The following is an 18,590-nucleotide window of genomic DNA, read 5'->3' on the forward strand; positions in this document are numbered from 1 at the left end:
CCAGATAAGTTAAGATACGTTTCACTATTTATTAAACAATATAATAAGTAATTATATTTTAAATAATTGTAATTATTCTTCTAAAATCAATTCTATATAATAAATAAGTTACATTATATAAATAACAGTATGTGCTACAAAACCTGAAAGGACAGGAATAGCTAGATTATCGTCAAGTTCTGTGAACCAAAGTTCTGTTAAAGATGCAGTTATAGCCATAAATAGAACAACATAATGATAACCAAATATAAAAAAGGCAATCAGTACATTCATGAATAAACCTGCAAAGGTTCCTTCATAAGATTTAGCAGTATTCGATATTTTGTTTTTCCCAAACAACATACCAAATATTGCAGCTGTTGCATCTCCAAATGATGCCATTAAAATTGAAGCTATTGCAATTTCAAAACTAAATAAAGATATTGATATTATTGCTCCTAACAAAAAATAAAGGTGGCCAGCTAGTGATTTTTTTTCAAAGTCCCTTAACAGCTCACCAAAAAAAGGTACTTTTATTCTATACTTCAGCCTAAAGTTCTCAAAAAGAATGAAAATAATCAGTATTATCAATAAAATATTTAGGGTTAGCTCTTTGCCACCAAATGCATATATCAAAACGATTAAAACTGAAGATATATGTATGCCTTTACGTTTTAATTCGTGCAGAATGAATCCTAAATGCATATTTATATTAATTTAAGCGTACTTCTGGTAATTAAAAAAAGGGCCTTAAGCATTTTGTAATTAGCTTAATTTAGTTCCCTTTAAAAGTAAAAATTCAATTGCCTAAAAACTTTTTATATACCCTTGCTTGGAAGCCATGGTATTTCGAATAACCTTCGGCATCTTTCTGGTCTATAGTTTCACTATCAAAAGAAACTAGTTCTTGAGAGTATAAAGCGTTAGGTGATGTACGTGCAAGTATTGAGACATTTCCTTTATACAGTTTTAGTTTAACAGTTCCATTGACACGCTCCTGTGTTTTATCAATAAAAGCATTCAAGTCACTATAAAGTGGTTCATCTACAAGACCATAATACGCCAATTCTGACCACTGTGAATCAACCATGCTCTTGAACTTAAGTTCTGACCTTGTTAGAACCAGTTTCTCTAGGTCTCTGTGCGCTGTTAGTAAAATCGTTGCTGCAGGATGTTCATAGTTTTCTCGTGCCTTTAAACCAAGTATTCTATCTTCTACAAGGTCACTTCTCCCAATCCCATGTGCACCACCAATCTTATTGAGTTCGAGTATGAGTTTATATCCATCTAATCTATTTCCATCAATAGATATTGGTACCCCATTCTCAAACCCGATTTCAACAATTTGTGATTCGCCTGCATTTTCAGGTGCCTGTGTCCACTCGTAGATTTCTTCTGGTGGTACGTAGTTTGGGTCTTCTAGCAATCCACCTTCTACACTTCTACTCCAAATATTTTCATCAACACTCCATGGTTTTTCTGAAGTGGCAATTACAGGTATATTGTTCTTTTTTGCATATTCAATCTCCCATTCACGGGTCAAATTCATGTCCCTCATAGGAGCAATAACTTCCATATTAGTGAGTCTGAAAACAGCTTCAAATCGTAGCTGATCATTTCCTTTACCAGTACAACCATGTGCAAGTACTGATGCACCTTCTTTTTTTGCAGTTTCTACAACCTTTTTCGCAATAAGAGGACGTGCAATAGAGGTACCCATCACATAACCTTCATAGTCACCATTGGCTTTAATCAAAGGAAAAATGTATTGATCTACAAATTCTTCCTTTGCATCGATTGTATAGTGCTTATCGCTGATGTATTTAGCCTTTTCTTCAGCATTCAAAATGTCATCTTGTGGCTGACCTACATCAACTGCGACTGTAATTACCTCATCACAACCATATTTTTCTTTAAGTAAAGGTACACAGATTGAGGTATCTAAACCTCCAGAATATGCAAGAACCGCTTTTTTTACCATATTATCAAATCCATTGTATACATACATCAATTATTGATATAAAAATATCTTTGAATATCTCAATTTTTTGTTATATTATCATTTACATCTTTATGATATTCATTAACTGATTTAATTATAATATCTCCACTTTTCATTGCTTCAATCGCTTGAACTGCTGCAATCGATGCCTGAACTGTAGTTATATAAGGCACTCTAAAATCAACTGCAGCTCTTCGAATCAAATAACCATCTTTTCGCGATTGTTTACTAGTAGGTGTATTGATAATAAGTGAGACCTCGTTTCTTCTAAGCATATCTATTACATTTGGACTTCCATCATGAACTTTTTTTATCGTTTCCATAACAATGCCATGTTCTAACAAGAAATCAGAAGTACCTTTAGTCCCCATAAGTTCAAGACCTAAGTCTTGAAGGGAGCGGGCTACAGATACTATTTGATCTTTATCAGCATCTCTTATTGACATAAACACTTTACCTGAAAGTGGCAACAGATTTTCGGCACTTAGTTGTGCTTTAAAGAAAGCTAACCCGAAATTATAATCAATCCCCATCACTTCACCTGTACTTTTCATCTCAGGGCCCAGTACAGGGTCTGCACCCGGAAGTTTATCGAATGGTAAAAGTACCTCTTTCACAGATACGTGATCTATTGAAGGTTCATTCTTATCCATATAGCCTAGTTCTTTTAAAGTATGACCAATTATTACCTTTGCAGCTATTTTTGCTAGTGGGATACCAACCGATTTCGAAACGAAAGGAATGGTTCGACTTGATCTAGGGTTTGCTTCAAGTACGAATATTTCATCCTCCTTCTTAGCCATTTGAATATTGATTAGGCCTTTTACATTAAGTGCTAGCGCTATTTTACGAGTATATTCCCTAACAATTTCGAGGGTATCTTCTGAAATCGATTGTGGCGGAATTACACATGCAGAATCACCTGAATGTACTCCAGCTTCTTCAATATGTTCCATTATAGCACCTATAAGCACATCTTCTCCATCTGAAACTGCATCTACATCAATCTCAATTGCACCTTCAAGAAAATCATCAATTAATATAGGATGTTCTGGTGAAACCCTAACAGCTTCTCTCATATAGCGTTCCAAATCATTACCATCATATACGATTTCCATAGCTCTTCCACCAAGTACATAGGATGGACGAACTAATACAGGATACCCTATTCTTGAAGCTACCTTTAATGCCTCTTCATGTGAGGTGGCATAGCCCGCATCAGGCTGCTTTATTTCCAAATTATTCATTAATTGATTAAACTTTTCACGATTTTCAGCTACATCAATACTTTCAGGAGATGTGCCCATAATAACAGTTTTCAGATCATCCCTACGATTTAATTCCGACTCCAAAGAAAGTGCAAGATTTACTGAAGTTTGGCCACCAAATTGTACAAGAACACCATCAGGCTTTTCACGGTCAATCACATTCATTACATCTTCTAAGGTGATGGGTTCAAAGAATAACTTGTCAGAAGTATCATAGTCAGTAGAAACAGTCTCAGGATTGTTATTAATTATATGTGTCTCAATTCCCTCATTCCTTATAGCAGATACTGCATGTACTGTACAGTAGTCAAACTCAATACCTTGTCCTATTCTAATGGGACCAGCACCAATTATTAGAATCTTTTTATTATCCTTCGGAATTGATTCACACATCGACTCATAGCACGAGTAATAATAAGGTGTAGCTGCCTCAAATTCAGCTGCGCATGTATCCACCATTTTGAATGTTGTGATTATACCATTCAATCTTCTAAAATCATTTATCTCAGAACGGGGTTTATTTGTGAGATTACCTATCCTATCATCTGTTAACCCTATTTCTTTTGATCTTTGAAGAAGATCTAATGGAAGTTGATCAAGTGGTTTATCAGTAAATTGTCTTAGTTCAGTTTCTATATCCACAATGTTCTTCAACTTTTTAATGAAAAATTGGTCTATACTTGTAAGTTCACATATATCATCTATAGTATAGCCAATCTCAAGGGCTCTGTATATAACAAATAATCTCTCGCTTGTAGGTGTTTTCAGTAGATTTATTATCTCGTTCTGATCCCATGCACAATTGTAGATATCTAAATCTATATCAAGTGAACGAATGGCTTTTAGCATTGATTGTTCTATTGTTCTTCCAATAGCCATCACTTCACCAGTACTTTTCATAGAAGTCGTTAACGTTTTATCGGCAGTAACGAACTTATCAAATGGCCATCGTGGAATTTTTGTGACAACATAATCTATTGTAGGTTCAAACGAAGCTGGCGTTTTCTTTGTAACATCGTTTAAGATTTCATCTAAACGCATTCCTACTGCGATTTTAGCAGTGACTCTAGCTATTGGATACCCTGTTGCCTTTGAAGCTAGTGCAGATGATCTAGAAACCCTTGGATTCACTTCAACTACTCTATATTCACCATCTTTAACAGCAAACTGAATATTACAGCCACCTTCAATTCCAAAATGTCGGATAATCTTAATCGCAGCTTTCCTTAGCATCTGATGTTCTTCATCTGTAAGTGTTTGTGAAGGAGTTACTACAATAGATTCCCCTGTATGGATTCCCATTGGATCCAAGTTTTCCATATTACATATAACAATACATGTATCATTAGAATCACGCATAACCTCATATTCGAACTCTTTCCATCCAAGTACACTTTCTTCAATTAATACTTGATTAATCCTACTCCTTCTAAGACCATTCTCTACAATTCGCAACAGATCTTCTCTGGTATATGCAATTCCACCTCCTGCGCCGCCTAAGGTATATGCAGGTCTAACTATGAGAGGTAAACCAAGTTCGTCTATCATCTTCTCAGCATCTAGCAATGAAGAAATTGCTTTACTTCGTGCTACTTGTTCCCCAATTTTTTCCATGGCTTGCTTGAAGAGTTCCCTATCTTCTGTATCTTTAATCGCTTGTAATGAAGTACCAAGCAGTTTAACATTGTATTTTTCAAGGATACCGTGTTCTGCAAGTTCACTTGTAATATTTAGACCCGTTTGGCCGCCAAGGCCTGCAACAATGCCATCAGGTCTTTCTTTTTCAATAATCTTCTCTATAGCTTGTACTTCAAGAGGCTCAATATAGACGGCGTCTGCGGTTTCTGGGTCAGTCATGATAGTAGCTGGATTGGAGTTGACCAAAACTACCTCATAGCCTTCTTCCTTTAGTGATCTGCATGCTTGAGTTCCTGAAAAATCAAACTCTGCAGCTTGACCTATCATGATCGGACCAGACCCTACAAGTAATATTTTTTTAATGTCTTCACTTTTTGGCATTAAAATGCACCTCCCACTGTTTTTATAACTTTATCAAAGAAAATCTCTTCAGTGTCCATTGGGCCTGAATGTGCTTCCGGATGATATTGAACACTGTAAATCTGTAGATAGTCGTGGGAGATACCTTCAACTGTTTTGTCATTGACATTTTCTTGAGTTACTTCAATTTCGGTACCATCAAGTGAATCCCGATCTACAGCAAATCCATGATTTTGAGATGTGATATAAATCTTGCCAGTAGTTAAATCCCTAACTGGCTGGTTTGCCCCTCTGTGACCAAACTTCAATTTATATGTATCTGCACCCATTGCTCTTGCAATAATTTGGTTGCCAAAACATATCCCCATTATAGGAAACGTACCTGCGAGTTCATTTACACAATCAATTGCATCTGTTGCATTTCTTGGGTCACCTGGGCCATTTGTTAAGAATAAAAAATCAGGATCTAACCCTTCTATAGTAGATGGTTTTGAGTTGGAAGGCACAACTGTTATATCAACACCGCGTTTCAATAAACTTATTAAGATGTTGTTCTTAAGTCCAAGATCAATAACAACTGCATGTTTTTTACTAGATGTCTTTTTTTTGCTTTTTAGTTCATAAGGTTCCTTGCACGTAACTTTTGAGAGTAGGTCAAGTTCTGATATTGGTGGTAGCTTCTTTGCTTTTTCTACAGCTTCCTCTACATCATCACCACCTACAATAAGTGCTGATCTCAATGCTCCATGTTCACGTGTTTTAATTGTTAGCATACGAGTATCAATTCCAGTGATACCTGGAATGCCATCATCTTCTGCCAATTTTCTGAGGTTCAGTTGAGATTTGTAGTGACTTGGAAAATCACAAAGTTCTCTTACAACAAAACCTTCTGACCTAATGCCATCTGATTGAAAATGATCACCACTTATCCCATAGTTACCTATTAGAGGATACGTGAACATTAGAATCTGACCTTTATACGAAGGGTCAGTTAAAGCTTCCTCATATCCTGTATATTGGGTAGTGAAAACAAGTTCGCCGCAAGCTGTACCTTCGGCACCAAAACCAGTGCCTTTAACATATGTTCCATCTTCTAATCCTAATATTGCATCCATAATGAGAACCTGCCTATAAATGTCAGAAATAAGCTATAAGTATTACGATACGAAATTATCAGTTAGAAAATGAAACCTATCTTTAAAATACTTTTCAATAAATAAAACATGGGTCAATTATCATGGCTACAAGATTAATAGAAGTTTTTTTACCAGCAGAAAAGAAAGAAAGAGTTGAAGAGCTACTTGATAAAAATAGATATATTGATGCTTGGTATTCAGATTTAGATGATGAGAAAATGCTTGTTAGGGTATTAACACTTGCAGAAAATACACAAAAAGTAGTTGACGATTTTGTTAATTGGTTCTCACTTTCAGATGGGTTTCGAATAATAATACATTCAATAGATGCAACTATACCTCTTGCAGAACAAGCAGAAAATGATGAAAATGAGGTAGCTAACAATCAACTGTTAGTTGATGCTAATGAAGAGAACAAACCTAAAGAAATTAAATACGGGAGCATTACACGTGAAGAACTTTATGAAGAAATTTCAAAAAATACAAGTTGGCGTATAGATTATTTTGTTTTGATAATCTTATCTTCAATAGTAGCAGTAATTGGAGTTTTAGAGGACAGTACTGCAATCATAATTGGGGCAATGGTAATAGCGCCACTTCTTGGACCCAACATTGCGCTATCTCTAGCAACTACACTTGCAGATGTGGACCTAGGCATAAAATCCATGAAGGTTAATTTCCTAGGAATAGGTATTGCTATACTGATATCTATTAGTGTGGGAATGGTTACTGTTGTAGACCCTGGTATCACAGAAATTGCTACAAGAACCTCTGTTAATTTAGGATATGTCATTCTAGGATTAGCTGCAGGAGGAGCAGGTGCACTTGCTATCACTACAGGTGTATCAACAGCTATAGTGGGAGTAATGGTTGCAGTAGCTTTATTGCCACCGCTTGTCGTATTTGGACTACTGGTAGGCGCTGGACACCTGAATCTCGCATATGGTGCAATGTTACTTTTCCTAGTGAACTTAATTGCAATTAATTTATCAGGTGTAATTACATTCTATGCACAAGGTGTAAGGCCAAGTAATTGGTGGGATATAAAAGAAGCTAAGAGGACAACATTTCATGCAATGTTCATGTGGTTCGTGTTGCTTTTAATACTAATTTCCTTGATGTACTTATCACCGAACTAAAAAAAGTAGAGGGGGAGAGGAATTATATCTATTCCTCACTCAAATATTCTTTTATTTTCTGAGCTAAAGTATTATTTACTACCTGCCCATCCACTTTCCCTCTAAACTCTTTCATAACAATACCCATCAGTGGACCAACTGCACCCATACCTTTCTCATTAATGAAATCTTGTTTCTCTTCTACCAATTGAACAATAAATTCTTCAATTTCAACTTTACCTACACCTATCAAAGAAAGATCTGAAGCTGCATCTTCAGTTGTTTTTTCAGGGTTCTTGCATAAGTACCTTAAAACATGATCAATAGCTTCTTTTGCGATAGTCCCTTCAGCTATCATGTCGAAAAGTTGTACAAAATGATTGTCTTTTAAGCCAGTTGTATCAAGACCTTCGCGTCTTAATTCAGGTACTATTGCAGTTAAAGTCCTTACAACCAAAGTTGAGGTTACACGTGATTCACTATCGTATCTTTTAATTAGTAAATTAAATAGGTCTAAATCTTTCGAATAGACTATATGTTTTGCCAGTTCTTCATTTAAATCAAACTCGTGAGCATATCTTATGGCCTTTTCAGAAAGTAGTTCTGGTACTTTAATTGAATTAAAATACTGCATTGAAACTTTTACTGGAGGTACATCAGTTTCAGGATACATTCTGGCAGCACCAGGTAGTGGTCGCATGTATGAACTGTTACCATCAGGTAATGCTCTTCTAGTGGATTCAATTACACCATATTCAAGTGTTTGTTTAGTAAATTTGATAACAGAATCCATTGCTGAATATGCTTTATTATGGTCATCAGCAACTATTATTAGAGCATCGTTTTCATTAGCTTCAAGTTTTTTGCGCATAATATCGAGTTCATTTTGGGTTATTCCATACTTTGGGAGTTCATCTGTGTGGAATAACCCACCCACACCAGATGTTTTGGCATGATCAGATATTTCAGTACCAAACCGTCTACCTGGTTGTATCTCTTCGCCTATAATACCTGAAAACCCTACTAGTTTAACTCCATATACTTTTCCATGATTATTTTTAAGAGCTTTTTTTATGACTTTAGATGTTGTCCTGGAAAAAATGTCCGTTACATCAAAAATCTCTTCAACTACAGTAGCTTTTCTGTTAAGTAAAGCATTTTGAATTTTTAACAAATTTAGCTGGCGTTCAACCTCTCGTTCAACAATTGTTTCAATCATGTCCAATGCCTGAACTCCTTTAATCTCTACTCTAACCCCTTTTTCGATGGATATGTTAACATCTTGTCGAATTGTCCCAAGTCCTCTTTTTACACATCCAGTTGATCGAAGTAGCATTCCAATTTGCTGAGCAGTTTCTTTTGCATGGGATGGCGATATTATGTCTGGCGCAGTACCTATCTCTACCAGAGGAATTCCTAGCCTATCCAATGAATAAACAATAGACTCCGAGCGTTCACCAACTTTCTGTGCAGCTTCCTCTTCTAGGCATAAAACATCAATGCCTACATCACCTGAACTGGTCTCTACAATTCCGCCACCTGCAAGAAAAGCTGTTCTTTGGAACCCTGTTGTATTAGAACCATCTAGAACTATTTTTCTCATTACATGAACCTGATCAGCTGGTCTCATCTGTAAAAGTTTAGCTATTACTAGAGAAATCTCGAGTGCCTCTGGATTCACTTCTGAAGGTGGCTCTTCATCATACTCAACCAAACAAGTAGTATCATAGCCTTTATAGCAATATTTTCTGTTAAGTTTAGATTGTTCTATTGCAGCTTTATCAATTTCTCCCATCTCACTCACAACTGGTCGAAGAAATCTAAAAAACTCTATTTGCGCATCTTTAGTGTCTATTATCTGATTAGGACAATGACAAAACAACTTGGTCTCTGAGTCCAATTGTTGATGTATCTCTAGACCACATTTCAGTCCCAAGCTTTTATAGTAATCATTTCCAGTCATAAAATATCATCTCTTATAATAACTAATTAATCAACTCAATGTGTTAATATCTTAATGTAATAATGCTAAGTTAACCTCAATTATCTTTCCATAATTCTTACCTTAAGATTCGATTTCTTCATTTTCTTTTTCAAGGTTCATCCTAAATTTCTTGTTTTTAAAAACAAGTCTAGCTTCATTTAGATTTTTCTTTGCAGCATCTAAATAAGAACTATCGATTTTTGGAGTTTCAATCTCTCTGTATTCTTCTGGAACTTCTTTTTCAATTTCAATTGACCGTGAAGTATCTGGATAATTTCGCTCAGATGTAACCAATGAATTAATAGCATCTTCCCATTGATTTGACCAAGGTGCATCTGGAATTCGAGTATGGTTCACTTTAGATCTAGATACTTTCATTACATCATAAGGACATGCATTGACACATGCACCACAATATATGCACAAATCTTCTTTAATAGCGATTTTGTTAAATTCATCATTATCCTTTGGAACATACCATAGATGAGAAGGACAGATATTAAAACATGCATGACAACCGTGTGGGTCGCATTTAGGTACATTTTTTTCTTTGAGTTTAAGTTCGCCCTCGAATGGCTTTTTTACTGATACTGCATCGTAGGGACAAACTTTACTACACCATGAGCACTTTGTGCACAAGTCATCATCAATATTGACCTTGCCCTTTATACTAGGAGTTTTTTGTCCATGTTCAGTACCCCCTGAAACTTTTATAGCATCTTCGGGACACATATCAACACATAATCTACAATAATCACACTTATCCTCATCAACCAATATTTGTTCATAAGGTAAGAGATTAGTAGGTGTTGATTCCTTTTCGACCATTACAAAAGCATCACAGAATATAGAACATAATCCACAATAGTTACATTTATCTTGATCTATTTCGATCGTTCCTTCCGCATTGTTATCAAAAGACACTAGTTCTTCCTTTTTAGGTATATCGAAACTTACATTTATCGCATCTTCAGGGCATGCTTTTTCGCATAGTGTGCATGGTAAACATTTATCATTGATCTCAATACTAGAATCCAGTTTGGGAAATTGTTCTTCTCCCGGAAAATATCCTTTTCTTTCTAACTTGAAAGCATTCACCGGACAGAAATTGGAACACATACCACAAAAAGTACATTTCTCGAGATCCATTATTACAGGAGGTGCATCTAAGCCTGTAGCAATTTCTTTTATAGGGCCCAACTCTAAAGCTTTTAGAGGACATATTTTCACACATAAGCCACAGCCTGTGCACCTTTTATAGTCATAGTCCAATGTTTTAGTTGATTTCTCAGTAATTTCTTTATATCTAAAATGAGTATTTTCAGCATCCATCTCTTTTTTCACTGAAAGAGAATCTTTTTCTTGCTCACCACTCATTTTAAATCCCTCAATACTTCATGCCCGATTGGACCCAATTCTTTGAGTTCTGCCACAAACTCTTCAATTGTACTTGCAAACCGATCACATTCTGAAGCCGATATCCATAGAAGTTTTAGTCTTGAAGATCTTATACCAGTTTCTTCCAGTACTTGCTGGAGTGCTTCTAATCTCCTTTTAGCACTATAGTTCGCATGTACATAATGGCATTCACCTAGTTTGCAGCCTGCAACCAAAACACCGTCTGCACCATTCTCTAAAGCCGTGATCACAAATTCGGGGTCAACACGTCCAGCACACATGAGTCTAATTATCCTGATATTTGTAGGATAATTTAGTCGTGAAACTCCTGCTAGGTCTGCACAAGAATAGCTGCACCAGTTACATAGGAAACTGATAATTAAAGGGAACTCTTCTTTAACTTCAAGAGCTGCATGAATCTGAGCATTTATCTGTTCGTCAGTGAAATATCTCATATCTATAGCATCTGTAGGACATGCTGCACTACAAGTACCACAGCCTTGACATGATAATTCATCAACTTCTGCCTTCTTATCAGTTATTTTAATCTTACCAAACCTACAAATTTTTTCACAAAGGCCACATGAAATACATTTTGATGAATCTACCATTGCACATAGTGGATCTGTCTCAAGTTTGCCCAGATTCAAGAGTCGAATGGATTTTGCAGCTGCTGCACTCCCTTGTGCTATAGAAGATTGGATATCTTTTGGGCCCGTAGCACATCCGGCTACAAAAACTCCTTCTATATGTGAATCTACTGGTCTCATTTTAGGATGTGCAATCGAAAAGAAACCATCTGTCCGACATGATAAGTTAAGCATATTTGATATTGTTATTGTACTCTCTGTAGGTTCCATGCCTGTTGCCAAGACAACTAAATCATATTTCCTTTGAGTTATTTCTTGTTCCAAAGTATCTTCAAACCTTAGAATCAGTTCTCCATTTTCAATAACCTCTGAAGCTTTTCCTCGAATAAACTCAATTCCCATAGATTGAGTTTTTGAATAATATTCTTCATACATTTCACCTGATGCACGAATATCAATATAATGAATAGTTATATTAGTCTCAGGATATCTCTCTTTTAAGAGTTGTGCATCTTTTAGAGACGACATACAACAAACCCTAGAGCAATGGGGATTACCCACAGATTCATCTCTTGAGCCAACACATTGTATAAATGCAACCTTTTTTGGGGTTTTCCTTGTTGAAGGAACCACCACTTTACCCCTAGTAGGTCCTGATGCGTTAAGCAACCTTTCGAGCTCCATTGTAGTAATGATATCGACATTTCTGCCGTACATATATTCTTCTTTTTTAGCTGCATCGAACAGTTTATAGCCCGTTGCAACAATAATAGCTCCTACAGACAATACAACTACCTCTTCTTCCTGTTCATAATCAATTGCTTCTGAAGGACAAGCTAATTGACATAACCCACAGCCTACGCAATAATCTGTATCAATATATGCTACTTGAGGAACAGCTTGAGGAATAGCTACACTGATAGCTTTTTTCTTTCCTAGCCCATAATCAAACTTTCCGGGCACTTCAACCTGACACACCCTAGAACAATCTTCAATACACCCTTTACATTTATCTTCAAGAACATAACGAGGTTTGCTAGTTACACTTACAGAAAAATTTCCAACATTCCCTTTGATTTCTGTTATTTCAGATAATGTAAATAACTCAATGTTTGGGTGATTATTAACTTCCGTCATTTTTGGTGCCAATACACAAATTGAGCAGTCATTTGTAGGGAATACTTCATTGAGTAATGCCATTTTTCCGCCAATGGTGGGTTCTTTTTCAACCATATAAACATGGAAACCGGATTCTGCAAGATTTAACGCAGCTTCAATACCAGCAACACCACCGCCTATAACTAAAACGTTCTTATTCACCTGTACTGTATCTACATCTAATGGTTTTAAGAGTCTTAGCCTTGCTAAACCCATTTTTATCAGTGAATAGCCTTTTTGTGTTGCCATCTGAGGATTGTCACTATGAACCCATGAACATTGTTCTCTTATATTTACCATTTCCACCATGTATGGATTAAGTCCAGCTTTTTCAGCTACGTTTCTGAAAGTCTGCTCATGTAATTTAGGAGAACAAGCTGCAATTAGTATTCTATCAAGACCATATTCTTTCACGTCATCGATGATACGTTCCTGCCCAGTATCAGAACATGTGAACTGTATATTTCTTACAAGACTAACATCTTCAAGATTCTCGACTTTTTCAACTAATACGTCTACATTAACTATATTAGCAATATTTAATCCACAATGACAAATATATACTCCAATATTCATGTGCCCTCTCAAAATGATTGCTTTTATTATAAAGATATAGTATTATTCTTATTATGTAGCTAAGTTGCATTAAATTAACACCAAATTACTTAAGACATGTTACATATTATAACGATTAATAATTATTTATTAGATTGAGGTTAATGTTGATATTATAGTATCATCTAAATATTATTTCCTCCAAATGAAAATAGTATCATTATTATATAATACGGGAAAATTTCAAACCATAACAATTTAATATCTGTTTAATATGACAAATCAAGTTGCTAGGAGATTAGCTACTTATGGTAGAAGAAACAAAAAAGAAAATTCGTAATTGGACTCAAAGATATGCAGATAGAAAAGGTTATGATTTAAATCCTGATAATGAAATGCTCGATATGGTTATAGAAGGGCTAGCTAATAATGTAGATAAGTATGGAAGAAGATATTGTCCTTGTAGAATTATTACGGGGAATGAACAAGAGGACCGTAAAATAATATGTCCTTGTATATACCATGAAGAAGAAGTTGAAACCCAAGGTTCCTGCCATTGTTCACTTTTCTTTGAAAGTACATGAATTGATGTTGAATCAAAAAAAAGTATAGATCAAAAATAATTATACTAACCAAATTAACTTTTAGCTTAAATTTAAGGGTGTCATTATGACAAATGTTATGGAAGTATATAACCTTCTACCAAAAACAAATTGCAAAGAATGTGGGAAGTCTACATGTATGGCTTTTGCTGTAGATCTTTTGGCACGAAAAGTGAAGGTAGATGATTGTTCACCTATCAAAAATGAAAATCAATATATTGAGAATTATCAGAAACTAACTGACTTATTTAAAACTAGTGATGATGTATCAGAAGCTGGGCTTATAGTACATGAAGAAAAGTGTACAGGATGTGGTAACTGTGTAGTAGCATGTCCAGTAAACGTTTCACATGATCCAAAAGGTGTTGCTCTTGGCAAGGCCCCTAAAAGCAATAAAGTGATACTAAGAGTAATTGATGGGGTTGTCAAATCTTCTAATGTTCATGAATGCCGTAGATTTGGTGAAGAGAAAATTCTTTGTAATGCATGTATAGTAACCTGTCCTAACAAAGCAATTGAATTTGTTTAAAGTTTAATCCAAATGTGGTGATTTTTCTGAGAAATAAATATAGTGTATGTCCAGGATGTTCCCTATTATGCGATGATATTGAAATTGAGATGAAGGGTACAGAAATAGATAAAGCAAACAATGCCTGTATCAAGGGTGTATCACGAATAAAGGATACAAAAAAACTTGAATCGAAAATTGATGGAAATGAGGTAAATCAAGATGAAGCTATATTTAAAGCTGCAGAATTACTGCAGAATGCTAATAACCCACTTATATTTGGATTAGATAATTCAACAACCGAAGCACAACTTGAAGCTATAAAACTTGCAAAATTAATATCAGCAACAATTGATGATAATTCCTCTTTCTGCCAAGGCCCAATTGTGAATGCAATACTAAAAAACGAGTTAAAAACATGTACATTAGATGATGTCCGAGATTATGCAGACGTACTTGTTTTTTGGGGTGCAGACCCTTCTAATTCGCATCCGAGGCTTAACTCTAAATATGCATATTATCCACGAGGTAAAGAAAGACAACGTGGATGGGATGAAGATAGAACCGCAATAGCGATTGATGTCAGAGAATCCAGTAGTTCAGTACTTTGTAAAGATAATTTTTACCAAATTCCTCCAAGATCTGATGGAGAGCTAATGACCGCTTTAAGTTCAGCGTTTTCAGGGAAGATGCCAAAAGTTTCTTTTGACATAGAAACTCAAAGAATATTAAAGCTCAGCAATATCTTAAAAAAAGCAAAATATGGTGTTATATTTGCGGGCCTTGGTTTGACCTACTCTCAAACTGGCATAGAGACCATTAAAAATTTTCTAACTGAGTTAAACACATATTCAAATTTTCACTTAATCCCCATGGTCGGCCATTATAATATGAGAGGTTTTAATCAAGCACTTTACAATGAAACAGGTTATGTTAATAGAGTAAAGTTCGTTAAAAACGAATCTGGTAATCTAGATATAAAGCATGGACTACAATATTCTGTACTTGAACAGTTAAACAATAAGGAACCTGATACTGTATTAATAATTGGCACAGATCCATTCACTAGTATGCCTCACTCAGTTGCCAAGAAGTTAAAAGAAGTCCCCACAATTATTATAGATCCCTGTGAAACCCTTACCGAAAAGATTGCTGATGTAGTTATTAGATCTGCAAAAAGTGGTATTGAATGTGGAGGTAATGCTATAAGAATAGATGGAACTTGTGTTGAATTAGTGCCAATAATAAACAGTGGTTGTTTGTGTGATGAACATATCATCTGCAAAATCATGGAGGAAATATAAATGGATGATTTTGGTAAATACCTTTCAAAGCCTGAACATGAGATCCGAATTATAACTTATAGAGATGTTTTCCAGAGTTCAGCTGCAGAGAAATCGAAGTTTAGTGATGAATACAAGAACCTGTCTGCAATCATACAGCTAGATAAAAAAGATATTAAAAAGATGGGTTTAAAAATTGGACATAATGTAATAGTAAAATCTACTGTAGGAGAAGTTACTGTTCAACTTAAAGTTATTGAAAGTGACATCCCACATCAAGGGTTTGCTTACATGCCAAATAGCCCGTGGTCAAATGCTATTGTACCTCTATCTGATGACAGATCAGGAGTCCCTGAATATAAAATGTTACATGCAACAATAAAAGATGCAAAGAACGAAAGTATTACACTAATTGAAGAACTTATAGCATAAATTTGTTCTGACGCCAAATTACAATACTATACTTGTTTTATCTATATATTATAATTCTTCATATTGATTTTAGCAAGAAAGTATGGATTGGAATAGTTTTCATTGCTGTATAAGCTATGTATTAACCTAAAAAATCATTCCAATACATAAAATTATGAAATGTGTTTTTTGGTGAAATATATGAAATTCTTCCAGAAAGGCGAATATAACCGTTCTAATCTAAAACAAGATTTAAACCCGATAAAATAAAGTATTAAATATCAAAAAAATAAGAAAATCAATTCTTAAGATCAATTCCTTTTTATTTTCAAATATAAGTGATTAAATTTGTATTTCATCTCTATTAAATATTTCTTTTTGTTAAGATAATTTTTAGCGGTACCAAATGATTAAAATACATACCAAGTGTTTTGATTACCACTGTGAAATTTACTCAAGCAGAGGTTCATAACAATGAAATTGATAATAGAAACAGAAGAAGAAGCTGAAGCTTTAAGCAAGTTGGGCAAAAGGTCACTCATTGATATAATCTATGCATCCATTAACCAATACGATCTAAACAGAATGGTCGATATTTATGATGAAACTAAAAAATCAGATATTTCTAGGATATTAAACGATTGGGAAGAAATATTAGATGCACTTGAATTTGAAGACGAGTTCCGATGATATTGGCATATTTTAGTTTCCTTTTTATGAGAGACGATTACTTACAGAATATTTATTAGTTTAAGTGTTATAATGAGTGAAAATACTGACAGGATTAGACAATGCAGAAAACCTCTGGGAAAAGAAGGCCTAGTTGTAGGAAATGAAATGAATGTTAGGCACAGAGAATTATGGGAATGGGGATTAAAACATGTTGCCATAAGCCCTAAGAATACTATCTTAGATGTAGGGTTTGGAGGGGGTATGTCGCTTGAACTTCTCTCAAAATTAGCATACCAAGGTAAAGTCTATGGAATAGACTATTCCCATGATATGACACGGTTGGCATACGGTCTAAATAAAGAATTAGATAACCTAAACCTAATTAATATTTTACAGGGTACTGTAGACTCATTACCATTCAAAAATAATGTTTTTGATATTGTATGTGGTTTTGAAACCTGTTATTTCTGGCCAGACCTAGAAGCAGATTTTAAAGAGATATATGATGTGGTTAAAAATAACGGCTTGCTTTTAATAGTAAATGAAGTTTATGATCACCCTTTATTCAAAAAAAGGAATGATGAATATGCTAAAAGTGGAAGTATGCAAATAAATAGTCCAGATGAATATAGGACAATGCTCTATAATGCAGGCTACTCTTTAGTTAAAATCCATGAACTACCAGAAAAAAATTGGATCACGTTAGTGGCAATTAAATAATAAATAATAACTAAATATTAAGATATATTGTCGGATAAATAATAGATAGTTAAAATGGATAAAAAATACTTTTGGTACCAATTAGAAACCGATGAGGTATTCAACCGATTAAGCAGCAGTACTCATGGATTAGCTGAAAGTCGTGCACTTGAAGACCTTAAACAAGAAGGACCAAATGAAATCGAATCAAAACAGAAAGAGGGTTTTTTTAAAAAGTTTTTTAAGCAGTTTGCTAGTCCTCTAATCTATATTCTGCTAGCAGCTGCAATCATAACATTTTTTCTTGAAGAATATATAGATTCAGTTGTTATATTAGGTGTTGTTCTAGCAAATGCAGTATTAGGTTTTGCACAAGAAAAAAAGGCTGAAAATGCTTTACAAGCATTATCTAATATGATTGTGCCTGAAACTAAAGTTATTCGAGATAATACAAAGAAAACAATTTCTAGCAGGGATTTAGTTCCAGGTGACGTTGTTCTATTAGAATCTGGTGATCGTGTCCCAGCTGACTTAAGGTTATTTTATGTCAAAAATATGACATGTGACGAAGCACCACTTACTGGGGAATCTATACCTGTTGATAAATCAAGTTTACCTCTAGAAGAAAGATATTTAACTGCAAGTGATCAGAAGAACATGGCTTTTGCTGGAACCTATGTAACTCAAGGAATTGGGAAGGGCATAGTAGTTTCAACAGGTAAGTATACGGAAATTGGGAAAATTTCAGAATCTATTAGAGAATCTAAAGAAATTAAAACACCACTCATAAAAAAGATCGAGTACTTTGGTATTCTTTTATCAATTGCAATTCTTGCAGCTGCCATTTTCACGTTTGTTGTTGGACTCTTAAGAGGATTAGATATACTTGAAACATTTTTAGCTTCGGTTAGCCTTGCTGTAGCTGCTATTCCCGAAGGATTGCCTGCAACGTTAACAATAACCCTTGCACTTGGTGTTAAAGCAATGGCATCACGTAATGCAATAATTAGATCCATGCCTTCAGTTGAAACTTTGGGGTCTGCTACGGTCATTTGTTCTGATAAAACTGGAACACTTACTAAAAACCAAATGACTGTGACGCAGATATATACGAGTGACGGTAACACATTTGAAACCTAAGTTTGCCAGTTTAAACTATTTTTGATTAAATATTACTAATTTTTGTCGGAAAATGAGTTTGCCAGTTCAGCTAATTTTGTTGATTTTAC

Annotated in this window: 15 protein-coding genes; 8 read left to right on the forward strand and 7 right to left on the reverse strand. The window is 34.9% G+C overall.

Features of this window, described 5'->3' with window-relative positions; all coding sequences use genetic code 11:
* Positions 1-108 precede the first annotated feature (108 nt).
* The 4 genes from J2T59_RS08420 to carA form a co-directional block, all read right to left on the reverse strand.
* Entirely contained in the window at positions 109-684 is a 576-nt protein-coding gene (locus J2T59_RS08420) for a diacylglycerol/polyprenol kinase family protein (RefSeq protein WP_259135495.1), read from the reverse strand.
* Positions 685-778: 94 nt separating this feature from the next.
* Positions 779-1,960 (reverse strand): argininosuccinate synthase, encoded by a 1,182-nt coding sequence (locus J2T59_RS08425; RefSeq protein WP_259135496.1) that lies wholly within the window; start codon positions 1,958-1,960, stop codon positions 779-781.
* A gap of 59 nt (positions 1,961-2,019) precedes the next feature.
* Positions 2,020-5,268: a carbamoyl-phosphate synthase large subunit gene (carB, locus tag J2T59_RS08430; RefSeq protein WP_259135497.1), complete on the reverse strand. Its 3,249-nt coding sequence runs from the start codon at positions 5,266-5,268 to the stop codon at positions 2,020-2,022.
* Positions 5,268-6,362: a glutamine-hydrolyzing carbamoyl-phosphate synthase small subunit gene (gene carA / locus J2T59_RS08435; RefSeq protein WP_259135498.1), complete on the reverse strand. Its 1,095-nt coding sequence runs from the start codon at positions 6,360-6,362 to the stop codon at positions 5,268-5,270. The genes carB and carA overlap by 1 nt, the downstream gene beginning before the upstream one ends.
* Before the next feature lie 122 nt (positions 6,363-6,484).
* Here carA and J2T59_RS08440 point away from each other — a divergent pair, with 122 nt between their 5' ends.
* Complete coding sequence (locus tag J2T59_RS08440; RefSeq protein ID WP_259135499.1) at positions 6,485-7,522, forward strand: TIGR00341 family protein; 1,038 nt, start codon at positions 6,485-6,487, stop codon at positions 7,520-7,522.
* 28 nt (positions 7,523-7,550) lie between these two features.
* Here the strand turns inward: J2T59_RS08440 and gatE are convergent, their stop codons facing one another.
* The 3 genes from gatE to hdrA2 all read right to left on the reverse strand — a co-directional run bounded on the left by gatE (position 7,551) and on the right by hdrA2 (position 13,207).
* Positions 7,551-9,464 carry a Glu-tRNA(Gln) amidotransferase subunit GatE gene (gatE, locus tag J2T59_RS08445; RefSeq protein WP_259135500.1) on the reverse strand — a complete coding sequence of 638 codons (1,914 nt, stop codon included), beginning with the start codon at positions 9,462-9,464 and terminating at the stop codon, positions 7,551-7,553.
* 102 nt (positions 9,465-9,566) lie between these two features.
* Entirely contained in the window at positions 9,567-10,862 is a 1,296-nt protein-coding gene (locus J2T59_RS08450) for a 4Fe-4S binding protein (protein ID WP_259135501.1), read from the reverse strand.
* Positions 10,859-13,207: a CoB-CoM heterodisulfide reductase HdrA2 gene (gene hdrA2 / locus J2T59_RS08455; protein ID WP_259135502.1), complete on the reverse strand. Its 2,349-nt coding sequence runs from the start codon at positions 13,205-13,207 to the stop codon at positions 10,859-10,861. The genes J2T59_RS08450 and hdrA2 overlap by 4 nt, the downstream gene beginning before the upstream one ends.
* A 287-nt stretch (positions 13,208-13,494) precedes the next feature.
* Between hdrA2 and J2T59_RS08460 the strand changes: the two genes are divergently transcribed.
* From J2T59_RS08460 to J2T59_RS08490, 7 genes are all read left to right on the forward strand, one after another.
* On the forward strand, positions 13,495-13,770 hold the full coding sequence (locus J2T59_RS08460; RefSeq protein WP_259135503.1) for a ferredoxin-thioredoxin reductase catalytic domain-containing protein: 276 nt from the start codon (positions 13,495-13,497) through the stop codon (positions 13,768-13,770).
* A gap of 85 nt (positions 13,771-13,855) precedes the next feature.
* Positions 13,856-14,317 (forward strand): (Fe-S)-binding protein, encoded by a 462-nt coding sequence (locus tag J2T59_RS08465; RefSeq protein WP_259135504.1) that lies wholly within the window; start codon positions 13,856-13,858, stop codon positions 14,315-14,317.
* Positions 14,318-14,334: 17 nt separating this feature from the next.
* Positions 14,335-15,600 carry a formylmethanofuran dehydrogenase subunit B gene (locus tag J2T59_RS08470; protein WP_310572671.1) on the forward strand — a complete coding sequence of 422 codons (1,266 nt, stop codon included), beginning with the start codon at positions 14,335-14,337 and terminating at the stop codon, positions 15,598-15,600.
* Entirely contained in the window at positions 15,601-16,011 is a 411-nt protein-coding gene (locus J2T59_RS08475) for a molybdopterin dinucleotide binding domain-containing protein (RefSeq protein ID WP_259135505.1), read from the forward strand.
* Between the two features lie 453 nt (positions 16,012-16,464).
* Positions 16,465-16,680 carry a hypothetical protein gene (locus tag J2T59_RS08480; protein ID WP_259135506.1) on the forward strand — a complete coding sequence of 72 codons (216 nt, stop codon included), beginning with the start codon at positions 16,465-16,467 and terminating at the stop codon, positions 16,678-16,680.
* A 72-nt stretch (positions 16,681-16,752) separates the two neighbouring features.
* Positions 16,753-17,382: a class I SAM-dependent methyltransferase gene (locus tag J2T59_RS08485; protein ID WP_259135507.1), complete on the forward strand. Its 630-nt coding sequence runs from the start codon at positions 16,753-16,755 to the stop codon at positions 17,380-17,382.
* A gap of 54 nt (positions 17,383-17,436) precedes the next feature.
* Positions 17,437-18,501 (forward strand): cation-translocating P-type ATPase, encoded by a 1,065-nt coding sequence (locus J2T59_RS08490; protein WP_259135508.1) that lies wholly within the window; start codon positions 17,437-17,439, stop codon positions 18,499-18,501.
* Positions 18,502-18,590: the final 89 nt, after the last annotated feature.

The organism is Methanosalsum natronophilum (assembly GCF_024808815.1).
In the GTDB taxonomy this organism is placed as follows: domain Archaea; phylum Halobacteriota; class Methanosarcinia; order Methanosarcinales; family Methanosarcinaceae; genus Methanosalsum; species Methanosalsum natronophilum.

Coding starts and splice junctions, on each gene's coding strand:
- J2T59_RS08440 (WP_259135499.1), top strand. CDS start 6,485: ATGGCTACAAGATTAATAGAAGTTTTTTTACCAGCAGAAAAGAAAGAA.
- J2T59_RS08475 (WP_259135505.1), top strand. CDS start 15,601: ATGGATGATTTTGGTAAATACCTTTCAAAGCCTGAACATGAGATCCGA.
- gatE (WP_259135500.1), bottom strand. CDS start 9,464: ATGACTGGAAATGATTACTATAAAAGCTTGGGACTGAAATGTGGTCTA.
- J2T59_RS08420 (WP_259135495.1), bottom strand. CDS start 684: ATGCATTTAGGATTCATTCTGCACGAATTAAAACGTAAAGGCATACAT.
- carA (WP_259135498.1), bottom strand. CDS start 6,362: ATGGATGCAATATTAGGATTAGAAGATGGAACATATGTTAAAGGCACT.
- J2T59_RS08480 (WP_259135506.1), top strand. CDS start 16,465: ATGAAATTGATAATAGAAACAGAAGAAGAAGCTGAAGCTTTAAGCAAG.
- J2T59_RS08490 (WP_259135508.1), top strand. CDS start 17,437: ATGGATAAAAAATACTTTTGGTACCAATTAGAAACCGATGAGGTATTC.
- J2T59_RS08425 (WP_259135496.1), bottom strand. CDS start 1,960: ATGGTAAAAAAAGCGGTTCTTGCATATTCTGGAGGTTTAGATACCTCA.
- J2T59_RS08465 (WP_259135504.1), top strand. CDS start 13,856: ATGACAAATGTTATGGAAGTATATAACCTTCTACCAAAAACAAATTGC.
- hdrA2 (WP_259135502.1), bottom strand. CDS start 13,207: ATGAATATTGGAGTATATATTTGTCATTGTGGATTAAATATTGCTAAT.
- J2T59_RS08485 (WP_259135507.1), top strand. CDS start 16,753: ATGAGTGAAAATACTGACAGGATTAGACAATGCAGAAAACCTCTGGGA.
- J2T59_RS08450 (WP_259135501.1), bottom strand. CDS start 10,862: ATGAGTGGTGAGCAAGAAAAAGATTCTCTTTCAGTGAAAAAAGAGATG.
- carB (WP_259135497.1), bottom strand. CDS start 5,268: ATGCCAAAAAGTGAAGACATTAAAAAAATATTACTTGTAGGGTCTGGT.
- J2T59_RS08460 (WP_259135503.1), top strand. CDS start 13,495: ATGGTAGAAGAAACAAAAAAGAAAATTCGTAATTGGACTCAAAGATAT.